Below are 18532 nucleotides of genomic sequence, written 5' to 3' on the forward strand. Positions count from 1 at the left end.
GAATATTGTATTCCTACTATATTCTTATTATTTCTTCCCACAAAAATTAACTTATTTTTACGTACTTTCACTCAATTACATAATTGTAATGTTACTGTAAGCTAACTCGATAGTTACGTTTCCATATTTCTTATACACTAATATCAGAAGCAGCAAACAAGCTTCTCCACATGTAAGCACTAATACAAAAATTGTATTTACTATAAAACAGACAAAAGGAGAAATCATCATGAAAAAATTAGTAGGAATCGGATTAGCAGCAGCAATTTCATTCGGAGCATTATCAGGTTGTTCTTTATTAGGAGAAAAAGCGAACGGCTTTGTATTATACGGAACAGAAGAGCAAGTCACGCAAATTGCAGATAAAAACAAAAAAGAAGTAAAAGAAAAAGATATGTATAAAATGAAACTTACAACACTTGAAGATAAAAAAGTTCTTGTAATGGATAAAAAAACTGGTGAAGAGTTTGTTAAAAAAGAATTACTGAAAAAAGTCGATAAAAATGACGACACAAAAGCAATTGATAAATTACCAGCTGTAACAGCAGACCAAGGTGTATTATTTGCAAAAGATAAAGTAGAAAATGCTACACTTGATGGAGCAAAATTAAAATATGAAGGCAACACAATTATCGGAAGTGGCCGCGCATATGCAGATATGTTCGCAATTGTTGACGATACAACTTATGGAAATGTAAAAGGTGAGGAAAAATCTGTAGGTGTACTAAAATTCGATAAAGACCCTAGTAAAGAGTTCCCTGGAAAAGTTGGTGTAGAATCCGCTCAACTTGTTACAATTAAAAAATAAGTAAAAAAGCTTTGCGAAATCGCAAAGCTTTTTTCTATTTATGAGCAATTTGCTCCATGTCCGGACTACAAGTTTGTGACTGACATGACTTATTTAAAGAACATGCTGCGCATTTTCCTTTTTTACTTCTCTTTACAAAATTAATTAACGTATATGCTGCATAACCAAAAATGATAGCTCCAATTATAATATTGACCATCATTGCAATACATCTCCTTCTAGAATCCGAGTAAGGATCCAACTTGGTATATAATGAACGTTAATACATAAGCAACAACTAATGGATAAACGACAGAGAAAATTGTCCATTTCACAGATCCTGTTTCACGTCTAATAACAGCTACTGTCGCTAAGCACGGAACATATAATAAAACAAAGAACATAAATGCGTACGCTGATAAAGCAGTATAATGTGCCCCCATTACATTTCCTAGCACATCTTCTTTAACCGCATAAATAATCGCCATTGTTGAAACGACAACTTCTTTTGCCAAAAATCCTGTCAAAAGGGATGCCCCAGCTTGCCAAGTTCCAAAGCCGAGCGGTGCGAATAGTGGAGCGATAAATCCACCAATCATCGCTAAGAAACTGTCTCCCATATCAACACCAAATCCTGATGGACCTGCATAGTTTAATAACCAAATAACAACCGAACCACCGAAGATGAATGTACCTGCTTTACGAACAAATCCTTTACCTTTTTCCCATGTGCTCAGCCATAGCGTTTTCACTTGCGGCACACGGTAAGGAGGTAATTCAATTACGAAAATAGATTTTTCCGCTTTTAAAATAGTAAGAGACATAATTTTTGTAACAAGTAACGCAAGAACAATACCTGCAATGTATAAAGAGAACACAACAGTTGCCTGACTATTAGGGAAGAAAACTCCCGCAAATAATGCATATACAGGTAAACGCGCTGAACAAGACATAAATGGTGTTACAAGAATTGTAAGTAAACGTTCTTTCTCCTGTTCAATCGTTCTCGCTGCCATAATACCTGGCACGTTACATCCAAAACCAATAATCATTGGAATAAATGCTTTCCCGTTCAAGCCAAAGTACTCCATAATACGGTCCATAACAACTGCAATTCGCGCCATATATCCTGAGTCTTCTAATAATGAAATGAAGAAGAATAGTGCAAAGATTTGTGGCACGAATACTAATACTGCACCAACGCCGGCAATAATACCTTCTGTAACGAGTGCTTGAATAAAATCAGAAGCGCCAACACTTGTGAGCCCAGCTGTAACCCAATCCGTAAGTTGTCCGCCAAAAAATCCATCAAGCATATCGGATAAAGGTGTACCAATCCACGTAAACGTAACCTGAAAAATAAAAAACATAACTGCTAAAAAGATTGGAAGTCCTAAAATTTTATGTGTAATTAACTGATCGATTTTTTCCGAAAAAGGAATTTTTCCTTCTTTCTCATGCTTCATAACATTTGTTTTTAACTTTTCAATATACGCTTCACGAGTCTTATAAATGTGCTCCTCCAACGTACAATCAAGTTTTCCTTCTAAGCGAGATCGAACGGCTACAAGTTCCTTATAAATTGGCAGTGCTTTCATTTCTCTTTCTACTACTTCGTTATTGCTTAGAAATTGAAGGGCTAACCATCTTGGATGCTCATAATTCGCTGTCTCTAAAAGAGCAATTACCTCGCCGATCCCCTCATCCATTTGTACACCATATGAAATAATGAATGGCTTTTTCTCTTTTTGTTTCTCTTCATGAAGAGTAGTAAGTAATTCTTCACAGCCTTTTCCGGTTCTTGCGATGACAGGAACGACTGTTACACCTAATATTTCTGATAATCGTTTTACATTAATAACAATTCCTCTTTGCTTTGCCACATCAACCATATTTAAACCAATTGAAACTGGCTTACCAAATTCAAGTAATTGCAACGTTAAATGCATATTTCGCTCAAATTGCGAAGAATCCACTATATTTAACATATGATGAAATTCGTCTGTTAGTAGAAAATTCGTAACAACACCTTCATCACGTGAAACTGGATTTAAATCATAAACACCTGGTAAATCAATTAATGTTCCTTGCTTATCTTTTAATTTACCAACCTTCTTTTCTACTGTTACACCGCTCCAGTTTCCTACATACTCATAAGAACCAGTAAGTGCATTAAATAATGATGTTTTCCCTGTATTCGGATTTCCTAGCAAAGCAACCTTATTCACGCTAATTCCACCTTTATCATTTTCGCGTCACAATGACGAATACTAATTAACTGTCCGCGACACTCCAATGTACAAGGACCTTTAAACATCGCTTTCTGTTTTATGCGAAGCTCGCTTCCTTCCGCAAGGCCGAAAGCAGCTAGTCTTCTCTTTAATAAATGATCTAACGACTGAATACTTTTTACTAACACTTTCTCACCAATTTTAATATCTACTAAGCTCATAACCTTCCCCCTCAGAAGAGAATGATAATTATTTTCAAACAAATTATATCATACTCTATTTCACTTGGACTATATCTTTTTGCTTCATATTTATTAACATTTCAATACAATTCTATTTCACTTATTGTCATACAAGCTTCATTTGCCATTCTCATCCATTTCGCTTACAATAAATAATAGCAAATAAAGAATCTCGTTATCACAGGGGGAGCCTTACCGCTGAGAGGGAACATTTCGTTCCGACCCTTAGAACCTGTTAGTTAATGCTAACGCAGGGATTGTGCAAACGCCCGAAATACATACCTCTTTTTTATTTACGTATTTCGTATCCTCCTATGATAATGTTCTTTTTTGTGCAACTTGGATTTAGGGGGAGACAACATGCGTAACACCAATTTACAAGCGATGATCGAATCTGCCATTCTTGCAGCCTTCGCCATGATTATCGACATTTTACCATTATCAATTAAACTTCCAACAGGCGGTTCCATCTCATTTGCAATGATTCCTATTTTTATTATCGCATACCGCTGGGGCTTCAAAAGGGCTTTCTTAGGAGGATTAATTTGGGGACTATTACAAATTGTCGTAGGTGATGCTTACATTTTAACACCTATTCAAGCATTCGTTGAATACTTCATTGCCTTTGCCTTTATCGGCTTTGCTGGACTCTTTTATAAGCAAATTCAGCAGACCTTAATTAACGGTGAAAGAAAGAAAACAATTTCCTATATTATCCTTGCTACATTTATCGGTAGTCTAGCTCGCTACTTCTGTCATTTTATCGCTGGTATTATTTTCTTCGGTCAATATGCACCGAAAGGACAATCAGCTGTGCTATATTCATTAATCGTAAACGGTAGCACAATGATTGGTTCCTTTATTCTATGTACAGTTTTACTTATATTTTTATTTACAACTTCACCACGCTTATTCAAAAGCATCGGTGCTTATCAAATGAATACAGAAAAGAAGAGCGCTTAATTAGCGCTCTTTTTTCATATCGTAATATCAATAATAAATACAATAAATGCACAAAAGAAAATAAATACCATCACACCTAGTAAATTGCTATTCACGGCTAATCTACTCCTTACATAACCTCATTTTCTATTCAAAGTATACTGTTTAAAAATAAAGATTAAGTAAAGATAATATGAAATTAAATTAAAAAAGCGTAGATTGTATTATCTACGCTTTTTTCGGTAAATAGAAGTAAAATAACACACCATCTTCTGTATTCTTTACCCCATATTCAGCATTGTGTAGTTCTAAAATATTCTTTGAAATAGCAAGCCCAAGCCCCGTTCCACCTTGCGAACGCTGGCGAGCTGCATCCATGCGATAAAAACGATCCCAAATTTTATCTAATTGTCCTTCTTCAATGTGAGCACCTTTATTTTCAATACACACTTTTATACGATCCTTCTCGTCTATTGTAGAAATAATGATATCCTCTTTATTTGGTGTATAACGTATTGCATTCGTAATAAAGTTCACAATGACTTGTTCAATCCGATTTTGATTTGCGATCACTTCAACTGAGCATATATTTTTATGAACATGAAGTTCTTTTTTCTCTATCTCCACAGAAAGCTGTTCGCATATGTCTTCAATTACTGTATCGATATAAAATAAATCCTTTTTCATTTTATATGTGCCTGACTCAAATTTAGCTAACTCAAGCATATCCAAAATTAAAGTATCCATTTTATCTACTTCTCGTTCCATCGCTTGAAAATAGTAGTCTTTTTTATGCTCAGCTACCCCATCTTTTAAAATAGAAATACAACTTTTCATAATACTTAACGGTGTTTTTAATTCATGTGAGACACCAGAAATGAATTCTTTCCGTGTCTTTTCTAACTTTCTTTCCTTTTCAATATCTTGTTCTAACTGTCCAATATGAGAATGAAGTTTATTAGATAGTACATTAATATTTTTCGATAAATCCCCAATTTCATCTTTTGAAGTAATCGGTATTTTTTCTGTGAAATCTAAATGAGCTATTTTCTTCGTTGTATCATTTATTACTAGTAATGGTTTTGCAATTTGTTTTGAATAATAAAATGAAGCTAGAAAAATAAGAACAACCACAAATGCAATGATATATATGTAATAATCTTGTACCATCTGTACAGCCTCATCTACAGGTTGTAAAGAAGCCATCGCATATATATATGTGACCGATCCGTCTTTTTCTTTTATTGGCTTGATTAATAATTTATATTTTATATCATTCTTTTCATAATCCATTGTTTGTGTTGCATATTGCATTTGATTGCTTTCTTTTAGTAATAAATCAGCTTGAAATTCTTTTATATTATCCAAAAATAAATTGTTTTTATAAATTGGATTTACAGGTCCTTTTACATTAGGGAACTGTACCTTCGTAATTTTCCCTGATATATTAAAATCTGAATTTTGAGCCGCCCTCTTCTTTTCCTCATCACTCATAATTCCAGCAAATTTTTTTCTTTCCACAGTGATAGAATCTTGAGCAACCTTTGGTTTTTCCTCGCTCATCTTAGGTTCTTTTTCAGCTAACTTCTTACCTAATGGTTTATGAAACCAACTCAAATTCACCTCATCTATCTTTAAATAAGATGTGATGAAACTATCGTCTCTTTTTAGTCCCTCGAAATAAACTGGTCGTCCTTCCAAATCAGGTAGTGTTCCACCTTCAATCTCATCTATATTCATGAGATAGTACAAAGGAATGATAATTGTTTTTTGTCCCACTCGCTTCTCTTCTCGTCGATCTAAAGTAATTTCAAAATAAAAATCATCTGCGTGCTTTAAATTCCCATTATGATCTAACGTCGTAATCCAAGTATTATTTTCTCTTAAAAAATCTTGCTCCAGTTTCTGAACTTCCTCCGAACTCCCCGCATAATTTAAGTAACTCTTTGCAAAGGAATCTAAATTCACTTTAATATCTTCCACTTTTCGATTCGCATAATATTGCTTGAAAAATATCGTTTGTCCAATAAATATCGTCGCTAAAATCAACATGCATAAGGCTGTTGTAAGGGTAAATAATTTAAGTACAATCCCTTTTCTCATACATTCCCCTCAAATTTATAACCAGTTCGCACTACAGTTGTAATGTACTTTGCTTTCTCTCCTAATTTATTTCGCAAATTACGAATATGGCTATTAACAGTGCGATCATCTCCAGCAAATTCATATCCCCAAATTCTTGAAATTAATTGCTCTCGTGTTAGAACAATTCCTTGGTTTTTCATAAAATACACTAATATTTCAAACTCTGTATGTGTTAAAGCAATACTTTCTCCATCAACAGTAACAGTACGAGATGGGAAGTGAACATAAATTCCATGAATACATAGTGTGTCATCTTCACTATTTGGAGACTCTTTCAAAGCTTTTCTACTTTCCAATAATCGTTTCGCTCTCGCTAATAAAATTGGCGGGCTATACGGCTTCGTCACATAATCATCTGCTCCAAGTTCAAACCCAAGTAACGTATCATCTTCATCTACGCGTGCTGTCAGCATAATAATTGGTACTTGGGACGTTTTACGAATCCTTCGGCAAACAGACCATCCATCTAGTTCCGGCAACATAATATCGAGTATAACTAAATCAACCTCTTCTTCCTCAAACAAGGTTAAAGCTTCTTTCCCGTCTCTCGCTTCAAGCACTTTATATTGTTCACTCAAAAAATAATCCTTTAATATTTCACGTAAAATATCTTCATCTTCAACAATTAAAATCCTTTTTGACATAACTTATGTATCCCCCTCCCACTTTCAGAAACTACAATTTTATTTTGAATAACTACCAGTTAACTTCGCCTCGATAATATATCTATCTGGTGCATCTCCTATATAATCAAATGGATAGCAAGTCGTCAGTGTTAATATTGGTTCTTCTTTTTTTATAATGACAGTACGATCATCCGCATGGGTAATCCATGTCTTTTGAATTTCATATGTGTAAGTTTTATTATCATACTCTAATATAAGAGTATCCTTTTCTTTTAACTCTCCTAAATCTGTAAATACAGTATCTCGATGCCCACTCAGTACAGTATGTCCCCCTCCAGATGGCGTTGTCGTTAAATCACTAACGAACATACCAACTCCTTTTTTCAATGTCGCATCATTCGCCTCCCAATAAACAGAAAACTTCTTCTTTATTTTCGGTATATTTAACACCGCTACCTTTTCTCCTTCTTTATGCCCTGTTTGAGAAGAAGGTACTTTGGAAGTTACAGGTGTTTCATGAGAAAGTTGATTGTCTTGTATATTGTTAATGCTCTTTATTTCTTCTTTCGTTAATTCTTGAGCAGAACTTTTTCCTTTATACCATTCCACAGCATAATATGATCCCATAAATAGTCCTATAGTCATTAATATAATACCGATATAATTGAGTAACTTCATGCTTCATCCCTCCATGCAAAAAATGGTAGGAGGAACCTACCATTTTTAATATATGAAATTATTCCATTCTTTATAGGCTAATATTTTATTTACGCTTTAACCTTACTGCGACGATTCAATCCAAATAATGTACCTATTGCGACAAGACAAGCGCTTAATGCCATCATTGCTACATTATTTGATGCTGTGTTTGGTAATTTTTCACCTTGTACAACTGGCTTGGCTACTTCTTTTTTGACTGCATCATTTTTTTGTTGCACTTGTGCTGCTTCTTTTTTCGCTACTTCATTCTTTTGCCCGACTTTTATCGCTGCTTCTTTTTTTGCCATATCACTTTTTTCTTGTACTTGCGCTGCTTGCTTTTTCTCTGCATCATTTTTTTGCTGTTCCTGAATGGCTGCTTCCTTTTTAGCTACATCTGACTGTACTTGCGCTGCTTCTTCCTTTGTTAATGTTCCAGTAGAAGCACTCGCTACTGAAGAATAGCCTACTGTTAAAAGTGCCATTGCACAAATTGGTAATAGTTTCTTTTTCATTTTATTTCTCTCCTCTTATACGTTTTACATCACGTCGCATCGGATGTATCACTAGAATAAACAACAGATGTAAATATAAGATGCAGATGAAATGGAGTTCTGTTAAAGATTTCATTATAAAAAAAGGTTATCCAAAAATAATCTTTTGGATAACCTTTTTTATTTAATCTACACTTAAAGCTTTCTTCCCCATTTGGTTATAAATACTTGCAAACCAACTCTTACTCACTTTCACATTTTTCGTGCCATAAAACGGGTCATTATAATATACGTAATTATCATCGACACCTGTTAAAACGACCGCATGAGTATTCATTCGTGCATAAATTGTTTTTCCACTTGGTGTTTTCCATGTTGTAATTGGTCTCGGATTATTTAGTGCTACAGTTACCCAAGTAACAACTGGCTTCCCATTTCGCACATAATCTTCTAGTACTGAGAAATCATTTCCTGTTAAATTCGTTCCTCTTGCATATTTATCTAACAATCTTTTTAATGGTTCTGGATTAATAGAATATCCTGGCGTATTTCCTGTCACATCACCTACAAACCCTACATCTGGATCTCCCCAAATTTGTGATGATGTTTTATAGTTCTTTAATTTCGTTTGATCAAAAGGCATTTCAAACGCAAATGCTACTTTATTTAATGAGCGACCAATTTGATGTTCCACAAGCATTTGTAAAGAAACTACTTCACAGCCATTGTGTAATTCTGGGAATTGGTAAATTGATGGTACGTTCAATATCACTTGACTACGATTAATATTGCCTTCATTAACCCATTTCAAACCATTATTAGTTTGTATTTGAATCCAACCGCCTTCTCTTTCACCATACACTTCTACTGTTTGCGGAGAATATTTCCCTGATACACGCGATACAAAGCTAGGGCTGTCATATGCAAAAAATACTTTAGATAAATACTTTGTCTCTTTTTTCGTGTCCAACCATTGGTATCCTGCATATGTACTTATACGAAGCCACGTTCCTCTTTCTTCTACAACAGTTACTGTTTGTGGTCCATAATACGCTAAAACAGTCGCAGACCGTGATGGGGCATCATAAGTAGTAAAATCTCTATCAATCTGGACTTTCTTTTCAGTTAGACATACCCATTTATAGCCTACACTCGTACGAATTTTGATCCAATCGCCTTCTCTTTCTTCAACAACTGTCACTTCTTGCGGAGTATACTCGCCTGAAATACCAGACGATAATGACGATTCATTATATGTAACGAAGTTTTTCGTTATACTTACTTTCTTCTCAGTTAAGCACACCCACTTAAAACCCAAATCCGTATAAATTTTTATCCATCCACCGTCTCTTTCTTCATATACCTTTACTTCTTGTGATGCATATTCATTTGAAATACCCGATGATAATGATGGCTCGTTATACGTAAAGAAACTTTTCGTTATATTTACCTTTTTCACCTTTACTTCACTATCTTTAGATTTATCTGTTACCGCAACAAGTCGCGCTGCCTCAGCACGTGTTATCGATTTATCAGGTTGCCACTGTGTTCCATCAATACCACTTGATATACCTAACTCTACTAAAATATTAATGAATTTCTCGCCCCAATGATCCTTCACATCATTAAATAATGTCGGTAATTCTCCACTAACTTTCGAATCTAATTGATATGCTTGTACAAGCATTGTTGCCATTCCTGCTCTTGTCATTTGACCGTACGGATTAAATTTCCCGTTTCCTTCACCTTTAATAACACCTGCTTTTTCCACCGCTGCAATGTAAGAAGATGCCCAATTATCTTTCGAATCTATAAAGGTTGGCTTGTCCCCTTCTTTCACTTCTAATCCTAAAACTTTAGCCATAAATGTAGCCGCTTCAGCCCTACTTAATACGTTATTCGGTGAAAATGTTCCATCCGGCATTCCTGTAATTACTTTTTTATTCACTAAATAAGTAACAGACTCTTCCGCCCACCCTGGAACATCAGGGAAAGATTGTGGTGCTGCTTGTAAATTACTTACTGCCCTCTTTAATTCTACTTCTCTTTTTTCCTGTTCTTCCTTTTGCTTTAATTCAAGTTCTTGTTTTTCTTGCTCTTCTTTTTGCTTTAATTCAAGCTCTTGTTTTTCTTGCTCCTCTTTCTTCTTTAACTCTATTTGCTGCTTCTCCAATTGTTGCTGCTTTATTCCTAATTCTTCTTGCTGTTTCTTTAATTCCTCTCTCTTTTGCTTCTCTTTTAATTCAGGATTTGTTTCTTCTTGTTTATTCTTTTCGTTTACTTCTAATTGACTCGGCTCTTCAAGCTCTTCCTTCTTTTTTTGTTCCTCTAATTCATTCGAGTTTGTTTCTTCTTGGTTATTCTTTTCATCAATCTTCTTTTCTTTTAGTTCTAACGGATTCTTCTTTTCAAGTTCTTCTTGTTGTTTCTTTAATTCATCTAATTTCCGCTGAACTTCTTCTAATTGCCCTTTATCTTCGCTACCTTGTTTTAGTAATTCTTCTTTTTTCTGTTTTAATTCGCCAGCCTTAACAAATAACTCTTCCTGCTGTTTCAAAATATCTTTTCTTTTTTCTAATTCCATTTGTTGCTCTTGTATAACTTCTAATTGTTTTTGCAATTCACTTTGCTTACTACTATGTATAACTGGTAAAGCTTCTATACTATTTCTCGTTTTATTTTCAATTTCTGCTAGAGAACTAGAAGGAAATGTTAATAGATTTGTTGCCAACAAACTCGCTACTGCAATTACACTATATTTTTTCATCATACACACCTTTTCTAATTTTATTTCCATCATATTTCCTACCGTATGTAAAAATGTAAGATTCCTTTATAATCATATCAAATCTTTCATACGCTAAGGGACTTTTTATGGACAAGAAAGAAGCACCGTATAAATACGATGCTTCTTTGGATGTGTCTCGATATTTACATGTTACTTTCGCGTGATTTAGAAGTAGAATTGGCCGGAGCGATAACTAATTGTCTCGGCTCAGTTTTCTTGAAGTGATTTTTGACGTTACACTTACTACGTTGAGCAACCCACGCTTTAATAGGATTTGTTAAAATAATTTTTTGCTCTTCGTTAGGGGTCTCTTCTTCCAATCTACAACTATCGCTCCATTTACGCCATTTCATTGTAAATTTAGAAGAAGAATGATCGTCTTCTCGATCAAACAAGTGCAAAAAATCCATTTCTCCAGCTAGCATTACGGTGTTACTAGTCGCTAAAAAAGAAAAGGTTGTCCAACGTTTCTCCATGCCCTCCTACTCCTTCTTCACATATAGAGTGCCTAATACTTAATTCACCTAAAATATGCTTACCTTTTACCTTACACTTATAGTTTACCCAAAACACTACTATGCAACTATCGATTTGCCTTACAACTACCTTACATTTTTGTAAGAAACGAAAAAAACCTTCACTCTATATACGTGAAGGTTTCTCATTTCTTATCCATATGATCTTTCATATTCTCAACTCCAGCTTCTTGTAGCTGTGACATCATGCCATGAGAAATTGCGCCTAATACTAAAGTCATTCCAATTAGTGAAATGCGAATTGCAGGTACATCAATTATGTAAGCCAACAGGCCAAGAACAATTGTTAAAAGTAATGCTTTTATAAATGTTACACTTGTATACTGTTTCTTTTTCATCATAATCACCCTTTTATGGAAGCGTTTTCTTAATATATTTATTATATCATATCATCAGATGATTTTGCCGTTGTTTTTGTAAAAAATGACTACCTTCTTTGACTTTTTCTATTCTATCCTTTACAGTCGAAATGTTCACAAGTTTTACACTGTAGGAGGATTCCAATGAATATTGAAATAAAAGACACTTTAATTTCTGAAGAACAATTACAAGAAAAAGTAAAAGAACTAGCGCTTCAAATCGAACGTGATTTTGAAGGAGAAGAAATCGTTGTAATCGCTGTATTAAAAGGATCATTCATATTCGCTGCTGATTTAATTCGTCACATTAAAAACGAAGTAACTATCGACTTTATCTCTGCATCTAGCTACGGAAATCAAACAGAAACAACTGGAAAAGTAAAACTATTAAAAGATATCGATGTAAACATTACTGGAAAAAACGTAATTGTCGTAGAAGACATTATCGATTCTGGTTTAACACTTCACTTCTTAAAAGATCACTTCTTTATGCATAAACCAAAAGCATTAAAATTCTGTACGTTACTTGATAAACCTGAACGCCGTAAAGTGGACTTAAAAGCTGAATATGTTGGCTTCCAAATTCCAGACGAATTTATCGTTGGCTACGGTATCGACTGCGCAGAAAAATATCGTAACTTACCATTTATCGCTTCAGTTGTAACGGAATAATATAACAAAATAAAGTGAAACTTTAATCAGTGGTTTTTTTCTCCCACTGATTATTAGCCTTCACCAATTGGGCTTTTACGGACAGTTAATCTCCCACCTGACTTCCTCGTATTCGGCGAAATTTGAGGTGGGACTCTTACTGCCCGTTAAGCGGGGTAAACTTCCATCAATTACTGATGGAAGTTTATTTTCTATCACGATTCGTAAAAGACAAAGGGAGAGAATAAAGATGAAAAAGACAAAATTTGAAAAAGTACTCCTCATCGTAAATCCGAAAGCAGGCCAAGGTAATTTACATGCAAACTTAACGAAAATCGTACCACCACTTGCCGCAGCTTTTCCTGACTTACATATCCTTCATACGAAAAAGCAAGGTGATGCAACAAAATATTGTCAAGAGTTTGCTAGTAAAGTAGATTTAATTATCGTCTTTGGTGGTGACGGAACTGTATTTGAATGCACAAACGGCTTAGCCCCTCTTGAAACTAGACCTACACTTGCAATCATTCCAGGCGGAACTTGCAACGACTTCTCTCGCACACTTGGTGTTCCGCAAAATATTGCAGAAGCAGCAAAACTCATTACAAAAGGACATATAAAACCAATCGATGTCGCAAAAGCAAATGGACAATACTTCTTAAACTTCTGGGGCATTGGACTCGTATCTGAAGTATCAAACAATATTGATGCAGAAGAGAAAGCAAAGCTTGGTAAAATTGGTTACTATTTAAGCACCATTCGAACGGTCAAAAACGCTGAAACATTCCCAGTAAAAATCACTTACGACGGACAAGTATATGAAGACGAAGCTGTCCTTGTGATGGTAGGAAACGGTGAATATCTTGGTGGTATTCCTTCCTTTATTCCGAATGTAAAATGCGATGACGGAACACTTGATATTTTCGTAGTCAAATCCACAGGTATTCAAGCCTTTAAAGATTATATCGGAAAGAAATTATTTGAAGACACAAATGATAATGACATCTTCCACGTAAAAGCAAAGTCGATTCATATTGAAACAGAAGAAGAAAAAGAAGTAGATACAGATGGAGAAAGTTCGCTTCATACACCTTGTCATATTGAATTATTACAAGGACATTTTACGATGATTTATAATCCTGCGGTTGTGTAATGCAAAAAGACGAGCTAAAGTTTCAACACTTTGGCTCGTCTTTTTTATTAGCAAGGCATTTTGATATACTCTTTAATTTTTAATATAAGCTTTCGTAATCAAACTCCACCCAATTTTTCCAGTGCGTATTGCAATCCTTATTCACAATAACACTTGGATCTTGCTTCTCTATCGCAGCAGCTACTGATTGGAAAAATTCATTTTCACTTACTTTTTCTTCTTCAACGTGTTTCCACTCTTCCGTTTCATACGCTACTTCCCAATCGCCTTCTAAACCGAACTCTTCTAAAATTTCTTCTTTATCCCACCATAATAATTTTCTAGCTTCGTCATTGGTAGCAAGCATACGCATGAAATCTCTTGGATAAGACTCTGTCGTTTGTACTTCTATTCCGTTATGTACATAATCTTCTTCTTTAAATTGATATTCAAAATGATGACCACGAATTTTTAAACTGCCGGTATAAATATCCGGCATAAATTCACCTTCATTATCAAATAATTCATGATTTCCATCATTTAATTGCAAAATACGATCATCACCAATAGAATGATTCATTCTATCACCATATATTTGAATATCATTAAATACACCTAATGAACCTACACCGACAACTTGAAACACCATTAACCAATCCTTATTATCTTTAAAGAGAAGAGAGAATTTCACTTGTGAAATATCCATATATTCATTATCAAAAGCAGGAAATTCATACTTACTTTGCTTTTTATCTAATAGCTTTAAAATATCTTCTTGCATATGTATCACCTTTTTCTCAATATAAACATGTTTTAATTTCACTAGAGTATAACATGGATATACTTGCCTGTGACATTCCAATAATACTACTAAAAAATAGAAGAATAGCCTGTTTGCATGCCCTAGTTATTTTTATGTACAATAAAAGAAAGAAACAACCTGAGACAAGGGAGAGGAAAAGCTGTGTTCAACCAACAGTTAGTTAATTTACGCATTGATTTTGCATTTAAACAATTGTTTGGTACGAATGGTAGTGAAGATATTCTAATCGCTTTTTTAAACGCTATGTTACAAGAGTCTTTAGAATCGCCTATCGCTTCTCTACAACTAGAAGATCCACATTTACACCGGGAATATGAAGAGGATAAGTTATCTATTTTAGACATTTCAGCGACATTAAACACGGGAACAAAAGTAAATGTAGAAATACAGCTCAATAATAATCACGATATGATGAAACGCAGTTTATATTATTGGGGAAAATTATACACATCTCAATTACAAAAGGGCATGCCATATAGCTCACTCCATAAAACCATCACCATAAACTTATTAAACTTCATAATGTTTTCCGAACAAAAATCTTTCCATACAACGAGCATATTATGGAATACTCAACACCAGAAACTCCTGAGTGATGACATAGAAATTCACATTGTAGAAATTCCAAAGTTAACAGAACAATGGCAAGAAGAAAAAGTAAATCCCTGGAAGGATCCATTTGCTCGTTGGCTTTTATTACTTTCAGCAAATGAGGATGAGCACTTAACTAAAACATTGGAGGATATTGCTATGAATCAAGATCCTATTTTACAAAAAGCAATAAACAAGTGGGAACGTATGAGTCAAGATTCCTCTTTCCGTCAAGCCTATGACGCACGAGAAAAGGTTTTAATGGATGAGGCCGCAAAATTCGCCCACGCAGAAAAAGAAGGAATGAAAAGAGGCATGGAACAAGGGATTAAACAAGGGATTGAACAAGGCATGGAAAAAGGACGAAAAGAAGGGATTCTACAAGGAAAAATACAAATGATTAAAGATATGTATGAACTTGGTGTACCACTTGAAACAATTGCTAAAGCAAGTAAATTAAGTGTACATGAGGTTGAGCATATTTTAGGACATAAATAATAACGAAAAAGAGCTTGAATTGTTTCAAGCTCTTTTATGCATTTTTTCATCCTCTTAGCATACTCCTCATTTTTTGAAATATAGATTTTTTTGCCGAAGCACTCTCTAACTTCCATACCCCGCACGGATTATAAAATGGATCCTCTTGTTCATAGCGGTCATCTATATAATGAGCTAGACGATACATTGGAGAATCTTCTGTGAAACTAATTGTATCTCCATCTTTCAAATTAGGTTTTTCAAATATATTATGTAGATTAAAATCATTTAATAAATCTACAGCTACTTCCGGATCTATTCCTCCGTCTAAAACAACATCTGGTAGATTAAATGCTTGCATTCCACATGAATAATAACCGTCCTCTTTATCTCCTACTAAAGTTACAAGGCGCGAATACATAGGAAATATTTCCTTATCCTCTGCAAGCTCTTTCCATTCATCTTTCGAATAAGCTACACCTGCTGTTTCAATTTTTAAAGCAAGGCCACCTGCATTTAATAGTTCCATTCCTACATCAATGACCTCTTGTAACCTTTCTATATCTTCAACTTTCACAATTACATATACTGTATAAGTATGCTCCTCCAATTTTCTAAGCAATTCTCCATCAAAACGCTCACCACTTGCATAGAAGAAAGCTTCTCCTAAAGATGGATCTTGTTCATATATATCAATTTCAAAACCAATCTCTTTCTCCTTATGATGCATACTATTCCCTGCTAACATATAGCTGCTCTTACTCGCAGCTTCTTGTATTAATTCAGTTCTATCTTTCCATAAACCAGGTATTCCAATAACGATTTTTGTCTCCATCATACGCACTCCACTTCTTATCTATTTCCAACCTATTCTTTCGATCTTCCAAACTAAACTAGCTGGATTATTTTTCTCTAAAAAGGTTAACATCCACACAGTTTCTCCTTTATCGTTCATCAACATTACTCTATAGTTTAACTTCCAAGCCACATCACTAACATGATTAAACATTTGGTACATATCTTCTTCTCTAATAAGCTTTTCTTTTTTAATTAACCTTCTCGTTCTATACTCTCTTATTTCTAAGTACATATCAGCATACGCCACTTCATGCTGACAAGTTATACTACATACGTATTTAAAGAAATAACAGTCCGACTACAAAAAAGAGACCACCAACTAAAAAGTAGAACCGTGCTCCATGCAACGGATCACTAAATAACCCTATCAAATTTTGTGCTACTACTTCCCATTTCTCGTTCTTTGAAATTTTTTCTTTTATTTCTTTAACAAATTGATAAATACTTATACTAATCAAAATAATGCCTAATAATAGGCATCCTCCTATGATCAAAACCTCCAAATATAACACTCCATTTAAATATATATCATTATCATGCACACCCATTTTAACTAAAAAAAGCGAAAGAGAACATAACTTTCGCTTTCGTTTTTCTGAAATAGTGCTGGAATTTTTCAACATAAAAAATCCAAAACCATACAAAGCGATTTCGGATTTACTATCGTTAAAATATTAAATTACACTTCGAACAAAAAGGAGCAGAGTTCCCTCTTCTAATTTTCGCATCACATTTTGGGCAATATACATATCGCTCCTCTATCGTTTGTCGTTCTATCATATGTAGGGATACTATTCTCATACTACACATAATCCCAATTAATATAAGGCTAACAATGAGTAGCATAACTCTCGCCTCCTTTTTCTATATTTTACTACAAAATAACAAACCCGATTATTTCAACTAATAATCATTTTGGGATGAATCCCCCCAATGATTAAAGTTTCACTTTAAATTGACACATTGTATTTTGGATATAAATACCTCTTTTAAATCCATTTATTTGGTATAATAGATACAAAAGAGAACTTTTACGGAGGGCACCATCGATACGTCTATTGTGATACAACATGTAAGTAAATGAATTCGTAAATATATACAATCTTTTAATAAAAAAGTAAGAATAAATGAATATTAAGAAATTTATACCTTGTAGAAATGGATGTAGATTTAATATGGTGTTTCATGAACTATTTAAAAGGAGAAAATAATGAATAATTCCATCGACCTACAATACTTATGTGATCTTGTGCATAGAACTTTTCATGTACCTGTTCAGTTTTTATCTACTGACAAAAAAATTTTATATGAAGCTACTTCTCATACTATTTGTAGTCCTTTTTATTCTTCTAAAGAAGAACATCTTAGTGAGATGTATCAAGAAAATGCTCCTTGTAATTTCCCACTTTTTAAAGGGAATAAGTATCTTGAAAATTTCATCATCATCCATATAACAAATCATGAGCATATAAAAGGCACAATTATAATCGGTCCTACTACCTATCCAAAAGTATCTGATGAAATGGCGATTAAACTTATGAAATATTTTAACTGTACTAATAAAATGCAACAAGGAGTAGACTACTATCAATTTCTACCTGAGATTAAAAAAAGTACTCTTATTGATATAAGTATTTGGTTACATTACGTAATTTTTAATGAAAAGTTAGATAGAGATATTGTTTGGGAAAAAAACAAAGTACTAGAAGATATTGCTTACAAAATTGTAAATCCTGATCTATATATTTCAAAACGTCGCCGGAACGACCCGCAAAATTACAACATATCATTAGAACGTAAATTTTTCTCAGCAATTAAAGAAGGAAATAAAGAAAAAGTAATACAATATGCGTATTCATTTCCTCAGGAAGATGCGGCAATTGTATCAAAAGGAGATCAACTTAGAAATCAAAAAAATAATGGTATTATCGCAATTACGCTAGCTATTCGGTATGCGATAGATGGTAACCTTCCGTCAGATATTGCTTTTTCGCTCGGTACTTTATATATCCAAACTATTGAAAAGCTAGATAACATGTATTCAGTAAATAGATTAATTGAGGATGCATTATGTACTTTTGCAGTACGTGTTAAAGAATATAATAATCAGGTATATTCTAATTCCATTACTACATGTCTAAATCATATTCA

At 34.0% G+C, this 18532-nt stretch carries 20 protein-coding genes, 1 pseudogene and 1 riboswitch; of the genes and pseudogenes, 6 read left to right on the forward strand and 15 right to left on the reverse strand.

The genetic code is table 11. The annotated features are described in order from the left end of the window. Window positions 1-229 precede the first annotated feature (229 nt). The gene (locus KI356_RS11535) at window positions 230-808 is read left to right on the forward strand and encodes a lipoprotein BA_5634 family protein (RefSeq protein WP_199640684.1); all 579 of its coding nucleotides are present in this window, start codon (window positions 230-232) and stop codon (window positions 806-808) included. A gap of 34 nt (window positions 809-842) precedes the next feature. On the opposite strand, the gene KI356_RS11540 is transcribed toward KI356_RS11535, so the two are convergent. Genes KI356_RS11540 through KI356_RS11550 form a run of 3 tightly spaced genes read right to left on the reverse strand, consistent with a single transcriptional unit; the run spans window position 843 to window position 3239 of the window. Continuing rightward, window positions 843-1010, reverse strand: a complete 168-nt coding sequence (locus KI356_RS11540; RefSeq protein WP_128282915.1) for a FeoB-associated Cys-rich membrane protein — start codon at window positions 1008-1010, stop codon at window positions 843-845. 16 nt (window positions 1011-1026) lie between these two features. Then, window positions 1027-3015: a ferrous iron transport protein B gene (gene feoB, locus KI356_RS11545; protein ID WP_212935472.1), complete on the reverse strand. Its 1989-nt coding sequence runs from the start codon at window positions 3013-3015 to the stop codon at window positions 1027-1029. Then, window positions 3012-3239, reverse strand: coding sequence for a FeoA family protein (locus KI356_RS11550; protein WP_097904728.1), 228 nt, complete (start codon window positions 3237-3239; stop codon window positions 3012-3014). The genes feoB and KI356_RS11550 overlap by 4 nt, the downstream gene beginning before the upstream one ends. 194 nt (window positions 3240-3433) lie before the next feature. Then, a riboswitch (TPP riboswitch) is annotated at window positions 3434-3535 on the forward strand. 85 nt (window positions 3536-3620) lie between these two features. Here KI356_RS11550 and thiT point away from each other — a divergent pair. Further along, a complete protein-coding gene (gene thiT / locus KI356_RS11555; RefSeq protein ID WP_307856598.1) occupies window positions 3621-4223 on the forward strand; it encodes an energy-coupled thiamine transporter ThiT in 603 nt (200 codons plus the stop codon). Window positions 4224-4430: 207 nt separating this feature from the next. Here the strand turns inward: thiT and KI356_RS11560 are convergent, their stop codons facing one another. The 7 genes from KI356_RS11560 to KI356_RS11590 all read right to left on the reverse strand — a co-directional run bounded on the left by KI356_RS11560 (window position 4431) and on the right by KI356_RS11590 (window position 11831). Then, window positions 4431-6305: a sensor histidine kinase gene (locus KI356_RS11560; RefSeq protein WP_212935473.1), complete on the reverse strand. Its 1875-nt coding sequence runs from the start codon at window positions 6303-6305 to the stop codon at window positions 4431-4433. Then, on the reverse strand, window positions 6302-6991 hold the full coding sequence (locus KI356_RS11565; protein ID WP_199715454.1) for a response regulator transcription factor: 690 nt from the start codon (window positions 6989-6991) through the stop codon (window positions 6302-6304). The genes KI356_RS11560 and KI356_RS11565 overlap by 4 nt, the downstream gene beginning before the upstream one ends. A gap of 39 nt (window positions 6992-7030) precedes the next feature. Then, window positions 7031-7651, reverse strand: coding sequence for a class D sortase, LPxTATN-specific (gene srtD, locus KI356_RS11570; protein WP_212935474.1), 621 nt, complete (start codon window positions 7649-7651; stop codon window positions 7031-7033). A gap of 89 nt (window positions 7652-7740) precedes the next feature. Then, a complete protein-coding gene (locus KI356_RS11575) occupies window positions 7741-8187 on the reverse strand; it encodes an LPXTG cell wall anchor domain-containing protein (RefSeq protein ID WP_128282909.1) in 447 nt (148 codons plus the stop codon). Between the two features lie 163 nt (window positions 8188-8350). Beyond that, window positions 8351-10936, reverse strand: coding sequence for an S-layer homology domain-containing protein (locus KI356_RS11580; protein WP_212935483.1), 2586 nt, complete (start codon window positions 10934-10936; stop codon window positions 8351-8353). A 161-nt stretch (window positions 10937-11097) separates the two neighbouring features. Next, window positions 11098-11430 (reverse strand): hypothetical protein, encoded by a 333-nt coding sequence (locus tag KI356_RS11585; RefSeq protein ID WP_212935475.1) that lies wholly within the window; start codon window positions 11428-11430, stop codon window positions 11098-11100. A 185-nt stretch (window positions 11431-11615) separates the two neighbouring features. Continuing rightward, window positions 11616-11831, reverse strand: a complete 216-nt coding sequence (locus tag KI356_RS11590) for a hypothetical protein (RefSeq protein WP_002123363.1) — start codon at window positions 11829-11831, stop codon at window positions 11616-11618. A gap of 162 nt (window positions 11832-11993) precedes the next feature. Here KI356_RS11590 and hpt point away from each other — a divergent pair, with 162 nt between their 5' ends. Next, entirely contained in the window at window positions 11994-12521 is a 528-nt protein-coding gene (hpt, locus tag KI356_RS11595; RefSeq protein ID WP_212935476.1) for a hypoxanthine phosphoribosyltransferase, read from the forward strand. A gap of 229 nt (window positions 12522-12750) precedes the next feature. Beyond that, window positions 12751-13653 carry a diacylglycerol/lipid kinase family protein gene (locus KI356_RS11600; RefSeq protein WP_212935477.1) on the forward strand — a complete coding sequence of 301 codons (903 nt, stop codon included), beginning with the start codon at window positions 12751-12753 and terminating at the stop codon, window positions 13651-13653. 79 nt (window positions 13654-13732) lie between these two features. Here KI356_RS11600 and KI356_RS11605 read toward each other — a convergent pair whose 3' ends face one another. Beyond that, complete coding sequence (locus KI356_RS11605; protein ID WP_212935478.1) at window positions 13733-14413, reverse strand: DUF7003 family protein; 681 nt, start codon at window positions 14411-14413, stop codon at window positions 13733-13735. A gap of 183 nt (window positions 14414-14596) precedes the next feature. Here KI356_RS11605 and KI356_RS11610 point away from each other — a divergent pair, with 183 nt between their 5' ends. Then, window positions 14597-15544: an Rpn family recombination-promoting nuclease/putative transposase gene (locus KI356_RS11610; protein WP_212935479.1), complete on the forward strand. Its 948-nt coding sequence runs from the start codon at window positions 14597-14599 to the stop codon at window positions 15542-15544. A gap of 46 nt (window positions 15545-15590) precedes the next feature. Here the strand turns inward: KI356_RS11610 and KI356_RS11615 are convergent, their stop codons facing one another. From KI356_RS11615 to KI356_RS11630, 4 genes and pseudogenes are all read right to left on the reverse strand, one after another. Then, complete coding sequence (locus KI356_RS11615) at window positions 15591-16358, reverse strand: DUF4261 domain-containing protein (RefSeq protein ID WP_212935484.1); 768 nt, start codon at window positions 16356-16358, stop codon at window positions 15591-15593. Between the two features lie 21 nt (window positions 16359-16379). After that, window positions 16380-16661 (reverse strand): annotated as a pseudogene (locus tag KI356_RS11620) (hypothetical protein); the annotation flags it as partial. Then, window positions 16660-16884, reverse strand: coding sequence for a hypothetical protein (locus tag KI356_RS11625; RefSeq protein ID WP_212935480.1), 225 nt, complete (start codon window positions 16882-16884; stop codon window positions 16660-16662). The pseudogene KI356_RS11620 and the gene KI356_RS11625, both read right to left, overlap by 2 nt. A 163-nt stretch (window positions 16885-17047) precedes the next feature. Beyond that, entirely contained in the window at window positions 17048-17227 is a 180-nt protein-coding gene (locus KI356_RS11630; RefSeq protein WP_128282904.1) for a hypothetical protein, read from the reverse strand. Window positions 17228-17591: 364 nt separating this feature from the next. Here KI356_RS11630 and KI356_RS11635 point away from each other — a divergent pair. Beyond that, a partial coding sequence (locus KI356_RS11635; RefSeq protein WP_212935481.1) for an AraC family transcriptional regulator occupies window positions 17592-18532 on the forward strand: 941 nt, incomplete at its 3' end.

This window comes from Bacillus hominis, from assembly GCF_018332515.1.
GTDB lineage: Bacteria > Bacillota > Bacilli > Bacillales > Bacillaceae_G > Bacillus_A > Bacillus_A hominis.

Coding starts and splice junctions, on each gene's coding strand:
- KI356_RS11600 (WP_212935477.1), top strand. CDS start 12,751: ATGAAAAAGACAAAATTTGAAAAAGTACTCCTCATCGTAAATCCGAAA.
- KI356_RS11585 (WP_212935475.1), bottom strand. CDS start 11,430: ATGGAGAAACGTTGGACAACCTTTTCTTTTTTAGCGACTAGTAACACC.
- KI356_RS11615 (WP_212935484.1), bottom strand. CDS start 16,358: ATGGAGACAAAAATCGTTATTGGAATACCTGGTTTATGGAAAGATAGA.
- KI356_RS11535 (WP_199640684.1), top strand. CDS start 230: ATGAAAAAATTAGTAGGAATCGGATTAGCAGCAGCAATTTCATTCGGA.
- KI356_RS11630 (WP_128282904.1), bottom strand. CDS start 17,227: ATGCTACTCATTGTTAGCCTTATATTAATTGGGATTATGTGTAGTATG.
- KI356_RS11590 (WP_002123363.1), bottom strand. CDS start 11,831: ATGATGAAAAAGAAACAGTATACAAGTGTAACATTTATAAAAGCATTA.
- thiT (WP_307856598.1), top strand. CDS start 3,621: ATGCGTAACACCAATTTACAAGCGATGATCGAATCTGCCATTCTTGCA.
- KI356_RS11550 (WP_097904728.1), bottom strand. CDS start 3,239: ATGAGCTTAGTAGATATTAAAATTGGTGAGAAAGTGTTAGTAAAAAGT.
- KI356_RS11605 (WP_212935478.1), bottom strand. CDS start 14,413: ATGCAAGAAGATATTTTAAAGCTATTAGATAAAAAGCAAAGTAAGTAT.
- KI356_RS11560 (WP_212935473.1), bottom strand. CDS start 6,305: ATGAGAAAAGGGATTGTACTTAAATTATTTACCCTTACAACAGCCTTA.
- KI356_RS11575 (WP_128282909.1), bottom strand. CDS start 8,187: ATGAAAAAGAAACTATTACCAATTTGTGCAATGGCACTTTTAACAGTA.
- KI356_RS11565 (WP_199715454.1), bottom strand. CDS start 6,991: ATGTCAAAAAGGATTTTAATTGTTGAAGATGAAGATATTTTACGTGAA.
- hpt (WP_212935476.1), top strand. CDS start 11,994: ATGAATATTGAAATAAAAGACACTTTAATTTCTGAAGAACAATTACAA.
- KI356_RS11580 (WP_212935483.1), bottom strand. CDS start 10,936: ATGATGAAAAAATATAGTGTAATTGCAGTAGCGAGTTTGTTGGCAACA.
- KI356_RS11540 (WP_128282915.1), bottom strand. CDS start 1,010: ATGATGGTCAATATTATAATTGGAGCTATCATTTTTGGTTATGCAGCA.
- srtD (WP_212935474.1), bottom strand. CDS start 7,651: ATGAAGTTACTCAATTATATCGGTATTATATTAATGACTATAGGACTA.